An 18,500-nucleotide genomic window follows, 5' to 3' on the forward strand; every position below is an offset into this window, starting at 1 on the left:
GAAGGCAACAACGTTTTTTCCATCTTCTAAGGCTCCCGCATGGCAGTCTGTCTGGCGCGCAACAGCGGCTTGAGCCAATAGCTCATCACCGTCCGTTTGCCCGTCATAATATCGATAGTGACCTGCATCCCCGGCATGATCGGCTGATCAGGCTGACTCAATCCCTGCAGCGCCACCTTAACCCGGTAATAGGGGTTATCCTCTTCGTCACGCAGCACATCCGCACTGACATATTCCACCTGCCCAGGCATCCCCCCGTGGCTGGTAAAGTCATAAGCGGAGAATTTCACCTGCGTGTCCAGCCCGGCTTTTACCCAGGCAATGTCTTTCGGGCTGACCCGTGCTTCGGCGATCAACGCATCCTCAACCGGCACAATTTCCATGATCGCCTCCCCCGGGCGAATCACTCCGCCCAGGGAACGAAAAGCGATGTTTTTCACGATGCCACGCAGCGGTGCGACCATGGTGGTACGGGTTAACTGATCCTGCAGGGCCGGCTGCTTTTCCTGGGCCTGAGCCAACCGAGTTTCCACCTCAATCAGTTCCGCCTGGGACTCGGCCCGGAATTCCGCGGCGATACTGCGACGCTCTGCGATGGCTTGCTGCAGCGCAGCGCCATACTGAGCGATTTGCAATGAGGCGCGATCCACCTCGCCCTTGAGCGCCACCTGATCCCGCTTCGCCTGACGGAATTCGGAAATCGGCAGCACGCCATCATTCACCGCCGATTCCAGTGCCTGCAGGTCCTGGCGCTGCAGCGCCAGACTTTGTTGCTGGGTACGCAGGTTGCGCTGGGCTTCCTGCTGAATCTGGCGCTGCTGCTCTACCCGACGATCAGCTTGAAACAAGCGGCCTTGCAAGGACGCCAGGCGGCCCGCCAACGCAGCCCGCTCCGATTCCCAGCCCGGCGATGGCGTCGCCGGTTCTGCCATGGGAACCGGGCTCACCAATACATCACCGTTATCAATAGCCACGCTGGCCAACTCGGCCTGCAGGCGTGCCTGGGCAGCCTCCAACCCCCGAATGCTTTGCCCCGCCTCTTCAACACTGGCCCGAAAGCGGGTGTCGTCCAGTTCCAGCAGGGGCTGGCCCGCTTCCACCATCTGCCCCTCTTCCACCAGCATGCTTTTCAGAATGCCGCCCTCCAGCGACTGAATTTTCTGAACCGTGCGTGTCGGGATCATCTGCCCCTGGGCCACCACCACCTGGTCCAGTTGCGCGAACACCGCCCACACCAGGACACACACGATCAAACCACTGGCCAGCCAGGTAACCTGCCGGGCTCGCCAGGCTTTGCGCAAACGTTCGGTGGGGCTCAATTCGCTCATTCGCTCCCCTCCCCGTCTTTATTCGCCGGGTCGCCGGTCTTGTCACCGCAGCTTTCATTTCCTTTGCGCAAGGTAACCCGTGACGCTCTGGCGGCAGAGGCCTTGCCGGCACGGGCCGCACCGTCGGCCTGTATCCTGCCCTGATCGAGCATGATGACCCGGTCACACAAGCCCAGTAATGCCGGGCGATGGCTGGCAATTACCACAGTGGCATCGGCGGGGAGACGTGCCAGCCCTTTCACGACCTGCTGCTCCAGGGTCTGATCCATGGCACTGCTGGGCTCATCCAGCAAATAGACACGGGCCGGCTTGAGCAGCGTACGGGCCAGCGCCACGGCCTGACGCTGGCCCCCAGACAAGTGCTGACCAAACTCCCCCACCTGACATTGCAGGCCGTTTTCTATGCGATCCAGAAAGCTTTCGACGCCACTGTCACGTAACACGCGCAGCAAGGTTTTTTCATCCAGTTGCGACTGCCCGGCAACGATATTTTCCAGCAGGCTACCCCAGAACAATCCCGGCGTTTGCCCACAGCAGGCAATCGATTCACGCAAACGCGGCATGGGCCACAGATTACGCTCCACCCCGGAAAACAGGACCCGGCCACTATCCGGTTCCATCTGCCCGGCCAGCAACGACAGCAAGGTGGATTTGCCGCTACCGGAGGCGCCACACAGTGCCACCCGCTCTCCCGGACGGATCTGCAGATCCACGTCCCGCAATGCGGGCGATTGCGCTTCCGGCCAATGGAAGGTGACGTTCTGCAGGCGCATATTGCCGTCGAACCGCTGGGCGCCAAACTCGGTGGCCAGTTGTCGCTCCTGCGGCAGCGCCATGATGGTATCCAGCGCCGACAGCGCCGTTTTCATGTGCTGGCCGCGCAGTAACAGCATGGACACCTGATTCACCGTGCCGCCCATGCGACCGGACAACATGACCACCGCAATCAAACCGCCCATGCTCAAGTCACCAGCGGCGATGCGATAGACACCGAAGACAATTAACAGGACGGTAACCAGCCCCTGAGTCGAGCTGATGGCATGGGAAAGTGCATTGATCGCTTCCCGAGAGTCGATGCTGTTATCTGCCAGCGAGGCCACCAGATTGCGCCAGCGACGCTTGTGGCTGGCCTGCATGTTGGTTTGCTTGATATCCGGCAGATTTTGCAGGGTTTCCATCAGCATGGCCTGGCGCTGGGAGCTGAACCGCGCGCCATTTTCGATGGCAATGGCCACCCGCTTGCGTAGCACCCAGGCATAGGCCGTCAGCAGCAACATGGCCCCCAGTGGCACCAGAAACAGCGGCCCGCCCAGCCAGGCGATCAGTGCGATAAACAAAATACTGAACGGCAGATCCACCAGTGCCACCATGGTCGCACTGGTAAGAAAATCCCGCACCGAATCGAATTCCTGCACCTGTTTGGCAAACACCGCCGCGGATTGCGGCCGGTTACGCAGCTCCATGCCCAACAGCTTCTCGAACAGGCGCTGGGACACGGTGATATCGATTTCACGCCCGGCATAATCGGTAATCCGGGCACGGGCGCCGCGCAGCAGCCAGTCGAACAGCAACACGATCAGCACCACGGACACCAACACCCACAGGGTTTCGATGGCCTGGTTAGGCACCACGCGGTCGTAGACATTCATGGTAAACAGCGGCACCACCAGCCCCAGCACATTCACCAGCACCGACGCCAACAGCAGATCCCGGTACCAGCGACGCTGCCCTGTGAGTAAGCCCCACAGCCAGTGACGTCCCTTGCCCGCGTGCAGTTCTTCGGCCCGCCGGTCGGCCGGATCAAGCACGTGAACATTCCATAACTGCGCGATCTGCTCACGCGGCAGCGTAGCCGACTGCGCCTCATCACCCTGCGGCGGCAACAGGCCAGTCTCAGCGGTGAACCCCACCAACACATGGGGCAGACCGGCGTTATCCACGACCAGAAAAATACCGCTATGGGTGGCCGCTTTTTCACAACGCGGCGCATCGGTTTCCGTGAGCTGAACACCACGCTCCGCCAACAACGCGGCCAGCGCAGGCGCGTTCAACGAGGTCTCACCCGTCTCGGCCCTGACAGAGACAAAATCCTCGCAAGGCAGATCCGGCAGAGGACAGGCGAGCTCCCTGGCCAGCGCGGCAATCGCCTGCTGCCAAGGGGCCAGCGGTGACGGCGCAACGCCGGGGATGTCTTTCGGTTTTGCAGTCATCAGGTAATCAGCACCTGGTTATCCAGCAATTGTTGAAGCATTTCCGCCTCGGTAAGACCACTCACATCACCACCAAACAACTCAGTTTCCGAAGTGTTATCCAGGGTAACGACCTGGGACACCGCCTGGCCGTCCGGGGAGATAGTGAACACCACACTGGTGCCGTTATCCTGAATGTCGATCACCGCATCCAGTTCCGTCCCGTTCGTGGCAGGCGTGCCCGCCAGCAAGTCACTCAGATCCAGGCGATCATTATCCGTGACGGAAAAGTCCGTAATGGTGTCAGAGGCATCGTTGCCCGCGCCGAGCAAATCGGCCTGGCGGAACACAAAACTGTCCGCCCCGGCACCGCCGGTGAGGGTGTCATCGCCATCACCACCAGCGATCCAGTCGTTCTGGGCCGTTCCGGTAATCACCGTGGCGCCGGCTCCGTGCACGCTCACATCCAGCGTCTGCGGGTCACCCTCTGCAGCCTCCCCATCCAGCTCGGAACGACCATAGACTGTCAATGTGAAGTCCGAGACGGTGCCCGGATTCACCAGTGCCAGCCCGGGCACCTGATCCGCCGGCACTTCCCAATGGCCATCCACCTGGGTACCGGCGCTGAGCTGTATATTGTCGGGAACACCCTCAACAATAAGCGTGGCCTCTTCACCCGGTGCCGGGTTCAGCGCTTCCATATCGATGGCAAGCGGCACATCGCCGGCACCGGCTTCCACATAAAAATTATCAAAGCCCAGATCCACATCCGGCGCATCCGGCAAGGCAGTGAGTTGCACACTCACTTGCTGGAGCTGCGGCGGGCTGATGGCATTGACGGTCTCTCCGTTCACCACCGCCTGATCCGTGCTGGCGATACGGATATTCAGGTCCAGATTGCCGAACGCCAACTGACCGGTGAGCAGCTCGAAGGAATCCAGTACACGGCCATCCGCCAGCTCCGCCGCGGACAGCGCCATAATCGCCACGGTCACGCCCCCCACCTGCTGGAAAGACACCGTGCGCTCGCCTACGCGAATACCCTGCAAGCCCAACAGCGCCGTCGCCTGGGAGGTATCCGCCACCTGCACGGTCAGCACCATCCCTTCATTGCCATCACGGGGGTGGCCATCGGTGACGTAATCCGGCTCCAGGGTTTTCGCATTCACCTCAATGGTGACGTCATCGCCTTCCTGGCCACTGGCAGACACATCCGCCCCGTTGAACTCCACACCATCTCCCACCGGATTAACGAACACGGTGAAATCCTGGGACGCGGTACGCACGTCGTTGGTCCCGGTCTCGAGGGTTACGGCTTGCAGGGTTAGCGGAATATCGCCACTGAAATTGGCCGGCGGACGAATCACCGCATTGGCCAGATCCGCCTGGGGCAGACTCCACTGGAACGTCGGTTCGCCAAACAGGCTGCCGCCATCCGGGCCGTTGTTGGCCACCGGCACACCATCCACCAGAATCACCGCGTCCTTGGGCACCCCTTGCAGCACCACGGTGAGCGTTTCGGAACCGTCCTGGTCCACCAGTTCCGCCTGAAGATCGCCAAGGGGAATGTCAGAATCTTCCGCCCCGGTAATATCCGCCGCTGTCACCGTTCCTGGATCGGTCACCGGTTCGATTTCAATCTCGATGCTGCCGGGCACGGTCTGGGTGTCAGTATTGCTGACCACCGTCAGGGCGCCGGACACTTCATCCAGAATGGTCAGCTCCATGTTCACATTGAACGTGCCGGACAGATGCTGCGGAGGCAGGAAATAAATATCGCTGATGCGTGAAGGATCGGACAGGGTAAAGGTGCCGTCGCCGTTGTCGGCAAGCAGGCCTTCCGGATCCACGAAAGAGCCTTCCGGCAGCGCCAGGAACGTAATACTCTGGACACTCTCAAGCCCCTCGGCGCCATCGGTGGAACGGTCCGCCAGCAACGCGTCCAGATCCACGTCCAGTGACGTGGCCACGTCTTCCAGTCCACTGATACCCGGAATCTCGTTGACCTCGTCCACCACCGGCGCCAGCTCAATGTCCAGGCTGTCCTGGGTGGTGACGGTATCGCCGGAAGGGTCGGTAGAAACGCTGGTCACCGGAATGGAAATCACCCCGGCAATGTCTTCGTCGATGCCAACCACGGTCAGGTCATTGAGGGTTGCCTGGGTGAAGACGTATTCCACCACGGTCTTGCCGTCGCTGCCATGCAGCACCCGAATATCGGTACCGGCCAGCGATGCCCCCGGGGGCAGATCCGCCGCATCCACCCGGAACGACACCTGATCATTGGCATCCCCGGCGGCACCGGTGTTGAGGTGGCCGGCAGTGTCCACCGTCTCCCCTTCCTGGCCGTCGATGATGGAATCCTGGATTGAGTCCACCGCCTGGGCGGTACCGGCGGCGCCACCGGTGAATTCCACATCCACTTCGGCACTGATCATTTCGGCGTCGCTGCCATCCAGTGCACGCGCCTGGACCAGAATGGTTTCCACTCCGGTGGCGGTTTCCGAATAAATGGTGACACCGGCCAGCAGGTCCAGACCATTTTCCACCGCGGTGTCACTGGTCAGGCCGGCAGCCGGAATCAGCCAGTTGCCATTACCATCGTGAACAGCACCGTCAGGGTGTTCCACGAACCAGCCATCGGCGGCGGGCATGCGAATAACGATGTAGTCCAGGGTTTCCGAGCCGTCGATATCGTCTTCAACAAACAGCACCGAGCCGCTCAGGTCGAGCCCGGAACCATCATTGGTCAGCACCGCATCCGGGCCTTCCAGACGGGTCAGGTCGGGCAGGTCTTCACCGTCCACATCCACCTGTGCGGACACATCCACCTGCAGGTTGCCGGTGTAATCGGCCACTGCGGTTTCACCGGTTTCCGAGGTATCGGTGATCTGGTAAGTCACCGGCACACTGAAGGTACCACTGGCATCTTCCGGCGGCCGCCAGGTAAGCCGGCCACTGTTGGCGAGCTCCATCAGGGTGAGGCCTTCATCCGAGGCCAGCTGCCCCAGATCCAGACCGCCGGGAGGAACGCTGATCGTTTCCCCGTCGAACATGAGCTGGCCCGCCCCCTGGCCGGTAATCACCAGCTCAGTCAGGGTTTCACTGCCGTCACTGTCCAGCAGGTTCGGTAGCAAATTAAGCGTAACGACTTCGTCTTCCACGCCACTGCTGACAATATTCTCGCCATCCTGGGTATCCACCACCGGCAAGTTATCCAGCATCACGTCATGGCTGAAGCTTTCACTGTCACCGTCCGGTTCGGAAATGACCTGGCGAATGGTGAACGCCGGCTCGGCACCGCTGAAATCCGCCTGTGGGCGCAGGTAGATATTGGCCAGCTGGCTGGCCGAGACCTGGTAGATCAAACCATCGCCGTTCTCACCCACTACCTGCAGGGCAATTGGATCACCGTTCACGTCTACCAGGTCGACGTTCGGGTTCAGGTTACCGATCACCAGGTCCGACCGCTCACTGCCGTCGTCATCACTGGAGCCCAGCATAAAGCTCAATGACAGCAGGCTGTCCTCATCCAGGGTGCCGGTGAGGACACTGTTATCCACGTCGCCGTTCCAGGTCCAGGCGCCATCCTGATCCGGCGTAAACTGTGGATCGTCCACCACACCGGTCAGCTTGATATTCACTGTGGCCGTGTTGGATGTCGCCGTTTCCGGATCCGGGTCCAGGCCATCCTGTGTACTTTCCGTGGCCACCGCTGTCAGGTTGACCTGGAACAGGCCACCGGGGACAGACACCGAACTGATGTCTTCCTTGGGAATCAGCAGCACATTGCCCGCTTCCACATCGGCCATGTCCGCCAGATAACGGCCGGTTTGCGGATTGCTGACCACCGCCCCGTTCTGGCCGATCACGCTCCAGCCTTCCGGCACGTCCAGCCGCAATTGCAGGGATTCAGAACCGTCCACATCGTTGAGCGACGCGCTGACCAGCCGGGACACATCAATCTGGGCATCTTCCAGTTCGTTCAGGGTGCCGGTGGGGCGCAGGTTCGGCGGATCGGCCACCGGGGTCACCGCCACATTCACGGTATGCGCGGTTTCCGCCGTGTCGCCATTTTCCTGTTCGGTGGAAATTGCGGTGACATCAAACTGGTAATTGCCGGCCACGCCATCCTCGGCGCGCACGGTAAGGTTGGCAAAGTCGGCCCCGCTCAGTGTGGCACCCGCGCTCAGCACGCTGCCATTGAGCTCCAGAATCAGCTCATCATCGAAAGAATCCAGACGGTAACTGAGGGTTTCCGAGCCATCCGTGTCGAACAGCTCCGCACTGATGTTCACCGCTGTTGCCGGGTCATCTTCGTGGAGGGCCACCTCACTGGCAGGCGTATCCCACAGCGGGGCATCCGCCACAGAATGGACAGTGATCGGCTCACTTTCTGTGAACTCCCGGGTAGAGCCGTCGGACAGAGACACGTCCACGGTCATGTCCAATTGTGGATCCAGGGTCTGCAAGGAGGAATTGAGCGCCGGCGTGAACGTGAGCACACCATCCGGAATCACTGCGCCGCTGCCATCAGGCACCAGTGACGACTGATCCAGGTAAGGGTTGCCACTACCATCCACCGGCAGTGGTTGGCCATCCAGCATCAGGGTGCCGCCTTCCAGGGCGGCATTATCAAAAGTGATGCGGGTAATCGTATCGCCTTGGTCCAGGTCACCAGGATCCGCGCGCAGGTCCACCGTCAGGGCAGTATCTTCATCGCCTTCAACGGGTTGCACGACCAGGGTGCCATCGGCATCCCGCACATTCAGGGTTAGATCCAGATTGGCGGTATCGCCATCCCCGTCCGTAACCACGGCCTGCATGGTATCGGTATCAAACGCGCCACCGATATTGAATACATCGTCCGTATCAACAGTGAAATTCCCGTCACTGTGCAACGTCATAACACCGTATTGATTGTCGGTGACGTCGGTCAGGATAATAGTGACCGGGTCTTGCGCGTCGAAGGTGTAATCCACTCCCCGATAGGTCACCTGGGTCAGTAACCCGCCGTCGGCCCCGACGGTGTTGGCGTCGGCCAGTAGATTACCTGCGATGTCATCACCTTCAGTGATGGTACGTTCCAGGGTGGCCCCCTCGGGCACATCATCCGCCACATGAAATGTCAGGTGAGAATCACCGGATACATCGTTATCCGCATCAGTCACCGACACATCAAAAGACACATTGATCGAGTCGCGGGTATTATCCCCTTCCGGGTGATCCAGCGGGCCCAGCAACTGCATGCTCGCGCTGCCATCAGTTTCCACTCGTACCTGGAACACCGCATCACCCGCCGAGGTGGTCGCTACCCACCAACCATTGGCATTAGCGGAAGCCGCCAGCGTCACCGCCAGGCCACCGCTGGTCACCACGGAGGTCATGGCAACGGTCGTCGCCACTACCTGATCACTACCCGCCTGTACCTCCACCGAGGATGTCCCCTCAGGCGTGGCGCCATTTTCCAGACCATCTTCATCCAGCACCCCAGGCGGGGCGGGGTGCACGGTGGGATCCCGCCCGTCAGCAATGTCCACGGCCACATCGGCCAAGGCCATGCTGCCATCCGCATCAATGGCCGCCACCGGGATAGTCAGGGACATCAGGTCGCTGTCCAGATGATCCACCGGGCCGAGAATCTCCAGATCCAGGGGCACGGTACCACTGGAGCCCGACGCAATTTCCACATCCGACGGCAGCGTAAAACGCAGCACTGTCTGGCCATTGACCCGGGCTTCCAGGGTCTGGTTGTTGGCCACATACCATTGCAGCTGGACGCCATTCTGGGTAACCGGCTGGCCACCGGCATCCATGACATTGGTGCCGTTGCCAACCTGGAAGGCCACTTCCACCACCGGATCTTCAGAGGCGGTGATGTCCACATCCACGCTGTCGGTGCCCGTCAGGTGGCTGCCGTTCTTGGCCGGCAATTCGCTCACATCCAGCGTATCGATAATCACCGCTGCAGGATCGTCCGCATCGCTGATTTCAATACCCAGGTTCAGGTTCACCACATCACCGTCGCTGTCTTCCGTACGCAGCCGTAACGGTACGGGCAGCGGGTCCTGCCGGTTACCATTACTGTCGAGCTGATCCAGTGCCTGATACAGGGTGAAATCGTAGTTGATGGTGCTGTCCGCCTCACCGGCTACCGGGTCCAGTAGCGTGGCCACAAACACCGGGTTGTTCACATCATCGGTATAGGCGGTCAGCGTCTGGCCATCGGCGCTGAGCTGGTATTGCAACGGTTCGCCGCCACTGGAGAGACCGGGTTGCGAAGAGCCTGCGGCAAACCCCAGTGACTCAATCCGGTCACTGCCCACGGCCACATCCACCGTTCCCTGAGCAGAGATTGAGGGTTGGCCATCCAGGGAATCTTCGTCCAGAGCCACGCTGGTGGATTCATTCAGGATCGGGTTCTGGCCATCATCAATTTCCAGCTGGAACAGGCCGGGGTCGACGTCGGTGCCATCGGTATCGGTGGCAATAATGGCGAACGGTAGGTTCAACTGATCGCTGTTGAGATGATCCAGCGGCCGGCGCAGGTCCATCTCCAGACCAATTGTCAGATCACCGTTTGCCTGCGCCACCGCATCCAGGGTGGCCACAAACACCACCACACCACCGGCCATGGCAGTAATGCTGCTGCCATCCGCCGCCACTTGATAACTGAGCGGCTGGCCCAGGCTGGTGAGCCCCAGATCATTGAGCAGGGATTCCTGCTGGCCGGCATCGTTGTAGAAGCGGGCCGTATCGGCCACCAGATCATCCGAGCCGGCTTCAATGGTGACAGTGGTTGCCGGCTGGTTGAGTTGGGTGATCACCGCTTCCGTGATCATCCCGTTATCGCTGATGGCCACGCCGGCGGCACCATCCTTGATAGTAATCAGCACATCCGCGGAGGAGGAGTCACCATCCCCGTCGCTGCCGGTATAGCTGAATGCCAACTCCTGCACCACCTGGTGATCCAGGTTGCGAGCCGCGTCCAGGGTCCAGGAACCATCCTGATAGACCGTGAGGGCTCCCTTGTCGGTATTGACCACCGCCGGGCTATTCAGGGCGACCGCGTAATCCACTCCGTCCAGGGTAATGACGTCCAGCGTAAAGGGCGCTTCCAGCCCGGTATCGTTATCGAACAGATTGCCACCGGCGGAGGTATCCTCGATCACCTCGGCGGTGTCGTCTTCGGCGAAGGGGCTGGAGTCATTCACGACCAGCTGGATGTTGGCAGCAATGGTTTCCGAGGTCCCGTCCGCATCATTCTGGGTGGCATTAATGGCCACCTGGAACAGGGACTTGTCCAGCGCCGGACGCTGATCCACCGGCAACAACAAGGAGGCATTCACGCTATCGCCGGCCGCGTTCAGGGCCAGCGTCATCACCGTCTGCCCGTCGCTGTCGCGGATCACACTCAGGGACTGACCGTCCGGGGCCACCACCACCGTGACCGCACTGCTTTCCGAGGTCATTGCCGCCAGGCTGTCCTGGGTCGCAGAGAAGGTAACCTCATCCGCCTCCTGAATGCGGATATCCCCGGAATCCTGATCGATCCCTCCTGTTTCCAGCTGGGTTTCCGACAGGACCACCGCCTCCGGCTCAATCAACGTGGGCGTGGAATCCGCAGTGGTGTTACCCGCCAAATCCGTCACCTGGGCATTGAGAGTCCACTGGGTTTGCAGGCTCAGGCCGGAGGCATCCACCGGCACCGTCCAGGCTCCGCCGGACACGGTGCCGGTGAAGGTATTGGTGGTGGTGCCGTCAGACAGGGTCACGGTCACGATCTGGCCATCTTCCGCATCCGTGGTGCCAGTCAGCTCATCCACCGCCCGCAGCAGGAAAGGGGTCAGCGGCAAACCATCGGGGCCGGTATCAATGTCGATAAAGACGCCCAGGTCGATATCCGCCTGGGTGGATGCCGTGGCCGGGTTACCGGCCTGGTCTTCGGTGCTCACTTGCGCCGTCAGGCCACCGTCCACAAAGCCGGTCAGGTCCACCGGCCCGGCACTCCAGGTGCCACCACTGACGGTGGCATCCGGCACCGTGATCTGGTTGCCGGCACTGTCGGTGAGCACAATGCTGACAGTCTGTCCGTCTTCCACGCCGGTGACGGTGCCCTGCAACTGCACCTCGCTGACGCCGGCGGCGTTGTAAACGATTTCCCCGTTCGGCCCCAGGGTGGTGTCCGCATCATCCAGAAATTCCACGGTCACCTGGGCCAGGGTGTCCTTGTCCACGGTGTCCGACGCCGTGGCCGGGTTACCGGCGCGATCGTCACTGTTGAGGGTGACGGTGAGGGTGCCATCATCCAGGCTGGACAGGTCCAGATTGGTCAGCGTCCAGGAACCGTCGCTGGCCACCGTGGTATTGAACGTCAGGGTAGACGTTCCATCATTGAGGGTGACTTCAAGGGGCCGGCCCTGCTCAATCTCTGCGGTGGTGCCGGACAGGGTAACGCTGGTGGCTTCGGCCGCGTTGATCACCACGCCCGCGGACACCTGTACGGTATCGTCGATACTGGCAAGCGTGTCGTGAATGATATCGTCGGAGGCCGACACCGGGTTGCCGGCCTGGTCCGTCACCGTGGCGGAGACCGTCAGCGGCCCCTCTTCCAGGCCAGACAAGTCCAGATTATCCAGCGACCAGGCTCCGCCAGCGACCATGGCTGATCCAGTCACTTCGATGCCGGCAGAATCGGTGATCACCACCTCCACGGTCTGGCCGTCTTCCACATCGGTGACCGTGCCGGACACGGTGGTGGTGTCGTCTTCATCCGCGTTGAGGTAACCGCCAAAGCCGTCATTGATGAAATCGTCCTCGAACATGACGGTGATTTCAGCGGTGGCGTCCTTGGTCGCCGGATAGCTGTTGGTGGCTTCGTTGCCAGCATTATCGAAGACGCTGACATTGATGGTGATCGGCCCATCCGCCAGACCACTGAGGTCCGCCGGGTCCGCCGACCAGGACAGGTCGCCCTGTACCTGGGCCGTGGTGGTGACCGTGGTCACCCCATCAGTGATTTCCACCTGAACGGTACGGCCAGGCTCCACATCGGTCACGGTGCCGTTAACCACCGTGGCCAGCGATTCATCCGCGTTGATCACATCGCCTTGGTCCAGGGAGATGACCGTAATAACGGCATTGGGGTCGTGCTCAATGGTGGCGGTCGCGCTGGCCGGGTTACCGGCGTTGTCCACGGTGTCTGCGGTCAGGGTGAGCGTGCCCGGCGCCAGACTGCTCAGGTCCTCGGTGGTGGACCAGGTGCCATCGCCCTGCACCTGGGTGACAAAGGTAAGCTGCCCGCCCTGGGTATCGGTGACCGTCAGGTTCACGTCGTCCCCGGCCTCCACATTACTCACCGTGCCGGACAGCACGGTGGCGTCATCTTCCGCGTCATTGAGAATGCCGGTGTTGCCTTCGAATACCTGCGCATCTTCAAAGCGGGCAGTGATGGTGGCCTCGGTATCCTTGTCGAAGGTGAAGGTCTGGGTCGCTTCATTACCGGCGATGTCGGTACCGGTGAGCGTCATGGTCAGCTCACCGTCGGCCAGGGTCGTCAGGTCCACGCCATCCAGGGCCCAGTTATTCACGCCGTCCAGGCTCTGGTCACCATTGACCGTGACCGTGGTGGTCACGCTGTTGCCGCTCTGGTCGGTAATCTCCACATCCAGAACCCGGCCACCCTCAATACCGGTGACTGTGCCGGACAGGTCCACCCCGGCGGCGACTTCAGCGGCATTCAGCACGCCATCGTCCAGTGCCGGGCTGGCCAGATCAGCATTGATGCTGGCCACCGGATCGTAGATGAAGTTGTCTGTGGCCGTGGCGGTGTTACCGGCCTGGTCGGTGACCGTGGCGGTGAGGGTCAACTCGCCCAGCTGCAGGGACGACAGGTCCACATCCGCTGCCGACCACAACTCACCGCTCACCGTTACGCCCGGCACGTTCACCGTATTGCCGAATGCGTCTTCCACGGTGACGGTCACCGTCTGGCCGTCTTCCACCAGCGGCGCCGTGCCCTGCAGGGTCACGGTGGGGAATTCCGTGGCGTTGTAGTAACCGCCCACGCCGTCCGGCACCTGTTCGTCCACGAATTCGGCGGTGATTTCCGCCTGGGTATCCTTGGTAAAGGTAGCCGTCTGGGTGGCCGGGTTGCCGGCTTCGTCGGTGGTGCTGGCTTGCAGCGTCAGCGAGCCATCATCCAGCCCGGACAGATCCACGTCAGCCAGCAGCCAGGTGCCATCTGCCGCAATGGTGGCGGTGCCTTCGACACTATTGCCGCCGCTGTCGGAAATCGTGATGGCCACATCCCGGCCGCTTTCCACGTCGAACACGGAACCGGTGAAATCCACGTCACCCTGTTCCGCCGTGTTGATGCTGTTACCGGCATCGGACGCGATGTCCGCCACCAGCTGCGCCACCGGATCGTACTCGATGGTGTCGCTGGCGGTGGCCTCATTGCCGGCCACGTCCTGAGCCACTACTGCCAGCACCAGCGCCCCTTGCGCCAGCGAGGACAGATTGGCACCGCTGACTTGCCAGGCACCGCCGGTGACGGTGGCCGAGAAGGTCAGGGTGTCATCGTTGATATCGGTAATGGTGATGTCGACAGTCTGGCCGTCTTCGATACCGGTGACCGTACCGCCGAAGCTGGCGCTCTGCCCTTCCACCGCGTTCAGGTAGCCGGTGATGCCCTCAGGCTGCTGGGGGTCGTCGTACAGCGCGGTGATTTCCGCACTGGTGTCCTTGAGCACCGTATCGGTAATGCTGGCCGGGTTACCGGCCTGGTCCACGGTGTCGGCGGTGAGCGTCAGGTCGCCATCATTAAGACTGCTCAGATCTGCGTTAGGCACGGACCAATTGCCGGCGGCATCCAGCGTTGCCTGAAACGTCAGATCCGAGTTCACCCCATCGCTGACGGTGATATCCACCACCGCGCCGGGCTGCACGAATTCGAAGCTGCCGGAAAGAATCGTGTCCGGGGACTCATCGTTGTTGAGCACATCATCGGCCCCGGTGTCGGCGGTAATGCTGATACCGTTGGCCAGGGTGTCTTTCAGGAAAGTGTCGGTGCGGGAGGCATCGTTGCCGGCAATATCGGTACCGGTCAGGGTCACCGTCAGGGTGCCGTCTTCCAGGGCAGACAGGTCCGCGTTGGCCAGCGTCCAGCTGCCATCGGCGGCAATGGTCACCGTATCCGTAAAGGTACCGCCAAGGCTGTCCTCGATGAGGACATCCAGCGTGCGTCCGGGCTCGATATCGGTGACGGTACCGGATAATTCCACGCCCGCCGCCACTTCGGCGGCATTGACGGTATCGTCGCCAGGCTGCGGCACTGAAAACGCCGGGCTGGTGATGTCATCATTGATGATCGCCACCGGATCATAAATGAAGGTATCGGTGGCAGTGGCCGTGTTTCCCGCCTGGTCAGTCACCGTGGCAGTGAGCGTAATATCGCCCTGCTGCAAGGCCGACAGATCCACATCCGGTGCCGACCAGGTTTCGCCACTGACGGTGACACCCGGCACATTCACCACATTGCCGAATGCGTCTTCCACGGTGACGGTAACCGTCTGGCCGTCTTCCACCAGCGGCGCCGTGCCCTGCAGGGTGACGGTGGGGAATTCCGTGGCGTTGTAGTAACCGCCCACGCCGTCCGGCACCTGTTCGTCCACGAACTCGGCGGTGATTTCCGCCTGGGTATCCTTCACGAAGGTAGCGGTCTGGGTGGCCGGGTTGCCGGCTTCATCGGTGGTATCAGCAGTGAGAGTCAGGGTGCCTTCATCCAGGCCGCTGACGTCCACATCTGCCAGCAACCAGGTGCCATCCGCCGCGATGGTGGCGGTGCCGGTCACCGTATTGCCACCGCTATCCTCGATGCTGATGGCCACATCCCGGCCGCTTTCCACATCGAAAACCGAGCCGGTGAAATCCACCTCACCCTGTTCCGCCGCATTGATACTGGTTCCTGCATCAGCGGCAATATCCGCCACCAGCTGCGCCACCGGATCATATTCAATCACGTCGCTGGCGGTGGCCTCGTTGCCCGCCGTGTCAGACGCAACCACGGTCAGTGTCAGGTCGCCTTGCGCCAGCGAGGACAGGTCTTCACCGTTCACCTGCCAGGCGCCACCAGTGACAGTGGCCGAGAACGTCAGAGTGTCATCGTTGATATCGGTAATGGTGATAGCGACGACCCGCCCGTCTTCGATGCCGGTAACGGTACCTCCGAAGCTGGCGCTCTGGCCTTCCACCGCGTTCAGGTAACCGGTAATGCCTTCCGGCTGCTGCAGATCGTCGTAGAGTGCGGTGATCTCTGCACTGGTGTCTTTAACGACCGTGTCGGTAATAGACGCCGGGTTGCCCGCCTGATCCACAGTCTCGGCGGTCAGCGTCAGGTCGCCGTCATTGAGGCCACTCAGATCCACATTGGGCACGGACCAGTTGCCGCTGGCATCCAGGGTCGCCTGAAACGTCAGCGCCGGGTTCACCCCATCGCCAACGGTGATATCCACCACCGCGCCTTCCTGTACGAAGTCGAAACTACCGGACAGGACGGTGTCGGGGGCTTCCTGGTTATTCAGTACCGCATCGGCGCCGGTATCAGCCGTGATGCTGATACCATTGGCCAAAGTGTCTTTCAGGAAATTGGTGATCTGGGTCGCTTCGTTGCCCGCGATATCGGTGCCGGTGAGCGTCAGGGTCAGCGGGCCATCCTGGAGCGTGGAAAGGTCAGCGCCGGTGAGACTCCAGCTACCATCAGCGGCAATGGTGACGGTATCGGCAACACTGCCACCGGCCCCATCCTCAATCAGCACATCCAGTGTGCGACCGGCTTCGATATCGGTGACCGTACCGGAAAAATCCACACCCGACGCCACTTCGGCGGCATTGACGGTGTTGTCATTCACCACCGGCACAGAAAACGCCGGGCTGGTCACATCATCGTTGATGATGGCAATGGGGTCATAAATAAAGCTGTCTACCCCAAACGCCGGGTTACCGGCAAAATCCGTGGTGCTGGCCAGCACAAAAATCTGGCCCGGTTCCAGGCCGGACAGATCAACGTTATCCGCCTGCCAGGTATTGCCCGAAATCGTGACCCCGCTCACTACCACCACGTTGCCGAGAATGTCGCGAACCTGGATATCCACCGGAAGCCCGTCACTGATGAAGTTGGCACTCCCCTGCAGGGTCACCCCATCGGAGGCCTCATCGGCATTGTAGTAGCCGCCGACACCATCCGGGGTCTGCTCATCGACGAACTCGGCGGTCAGGTCGTTAAGGGTATCCTTGAAATAAAAGGTCTCACGGGTGGCTTCGTTACCGGCCAGATCCGTGGTGGTCACCGATAACGTCAGCAGGCCCTCCTCCAGCCCGGTCACATCTACACCGGTGAGAGACCAGCTGCCATCAGACTGCACCGTTGCGGAACCGCTGGCACTGTTGCCGTTGCCGTCCTCGATGACGATGTCCAGCTCACGGCCGGGTTCCACGTCGTTGACCCGGCCATTGAAGTCCACGTCGGCGACTTCAGCGGCATTCAGAATGCGTCCCACATCGGACGTAATCGGACGCGGAATTTCGGCGACGGGATCGTAAATAATGGTGTCGCTGGCGGTCGCCGGGTTGCCGGCCACGTCTTCCACGCTGGCTTCCAGCGTCAGCTCACCAGGCGCCAGTGAAGACAGGTCCTGATTGTCGAGCTGCCAGGCGCCACCGCTGACCTGGGCAGTAAAGGTAAGACTGTCGCCGGCTTCATCAGTGATGACCAGAGTCACCGTCTGGCCATCTTCAACCTCCGTGACCGTGCCGGTGAAACCGGCCATCTGGCCTTCCGCGGCATTCAAATAACCGCCCACGCCATCCGGCTGCACCGCATCGACAAACTCGGCGGTGATGGCCGCCTGGGTATCCAGGTCCACGGTATCGGTGATGGTCGCCGGGTTGCCGGCCTGGTCCACGGTGCTGGCGGTGAGGGTTAGCGTACCGTCGTCGAACACGTCCAGATCCACGTCGGGGATCGACCAGTTGCCACTGGCATCCAGCGTGGCGGTCAATACCAGATCCGCGTGCCCGGCGCCGCTGACAGTCACCTCCACGTCGGCTCCCGCCTGCACATCGGCAAAGGTACCGCTAAGGGTGTTATCCACCGCTTCCACCGCATTGACCACATCATCAGTGCCGGTGGCGGCTTCCACATCCACACCACTGGCCAGCGTATCCTTGATGCTGTCGTCGGTGCCGGTAACCCGGTTGCCGTAAGGGTCCTGATAGGTAGCGACCACGGTGAGCGGCCCTTCCGCCAGTGAACTCAGGTCTGCATCGGGCACCGAGAAGCGGCCATCCTGCACCACGGCCGTAAAGGTGACAGAACCGCCCTGGCCATCCAGAACGATCACATTCACCACGGTGTCATCGAGAATATCGGTGGTGGTGCCCACCAGATCCACCGCATCCTGCTCAAAACGGTTTACGTAACCATCGCCGCCATCCTGAATCTGGATACTGATAGCGGCATCATTGGGGAGCAGGTCCGGGGGCGGACCCTGCCTGGTATCACGGGAATGGTCCCCGGCATCGACCACGCCACGGGTCTGGTACCCGGAAGCCGGGATATCACCTGCACCATCACGGGAAACATTGGTGAAGAAAGACGCCAGTGAGGACTGGCTTGAAGAGGACGCCAGATCGGCTTCCGGGCTGCTGCTCTCCGGAAATTCCAGCAAGGGGACATCGGGAAGAACCGCTTCTCCAGGTTCCAACGGAACCAGAGAACCATCCTCCATCAACTTCCATACGACCCCATTCAGGTTCAAATACGCCTGAATAGCCACTGCACTTCCTTCTGCCATGGCCCTACCCTTTATTGTGGTGACGTCATTGCATTATTCACGCATGAATTCAGTTCTGCCAGTGATGTCAGCCTTAACATCGTGCATAAATTGTTGCGCAACAACAGCAACCTGGTATCAAATCCAGC

3 protein-coding genes are annotated in these 18,500 nt (G+C 61.0%); all 3 read right to left on the reverse strand.

Annotation, left to right across the window (positions count from 1 at the left end):
* Positions 1-26: 26 nt before the first annotated feature.
* The 3 genes from ADG881_RS06530 to ADG881_RS06540 are packed head-to-tail and all read right to left on the reverse strand — an operon-like array spanning position 27 to position 18,372.
* Positions 27-1,328, reverse strand: coding sequence for an HlyD family type I secretion periplasmic adaptor subunit (locus ADG881_RS06530; protein ID WP_007151027.1), 1,302 nt, complete (start codon positions 1,326-1,328; stop codon positions 27-29).
* Positions 1,325-3,538, reverse strand: coding sequence for an ATP-binding cassette domain-containing protein (locus tag ADG881_RS06535; protein WP_007150721.1), 2,214 nt, complete (start codon positions 3,536-3,538; stop codon positions 1,325-1,327). Before ADG881_RS06535 ends, ADG881_RS06530 begins: the two co-directional genes overlap by 4 nt.
* Entirely contained in the window at positions 3,538-18,372 is a 14,835-nt protein-coding gene (locus tag ADG881_RS06540; RefSeq protein ID WP_007150140.1) for an Ig-like domain-containing protein, read from the reverse strand. Before ADG881_RS06540 ends, ADG881_RS06535 begins: the two co-directional genes overlap by 1 nt.
* Positions 18,373-18,500: the final 128 nt, after the last annotated feature.

Source organism: Alcanivorax sp. DG881, from assembly GCF_000155615.1.
Classification (GTDB): domain Bacteria; phylum Pseudomonadota; class Gammaproteobacteria; order Pseudomonadales; family Alcanivoracaceae; genus Alcanivorax.

What these genes read in the sequence shown, in the direction of transcription:
- ADG881_RS06530 (WP_007151027.1), bottom strand. Translation starts at nt 1,328, where the DNA reads ATGAGCGAATTGAGCCCCACCGAACGTTTGCGCAAAGCCTGGCGAGCC.
- ADG881_RS06535 (WP_007150721.1), bottom strand. Translation starts at nt 3,538, where the DNA reads ATGACTGCAAAACCGAAAGACATCCCCGGCGTTGCGCCGTCACCGCTG.
- ADG881_RS06540 (WP_007150140.1), bottom strand. Translation starts at nt 18,372, where the DNA reads ATGGCAGAAGGAAGTGCAGTGGCTATTCAGGCGTATTTGAACCTGAAT.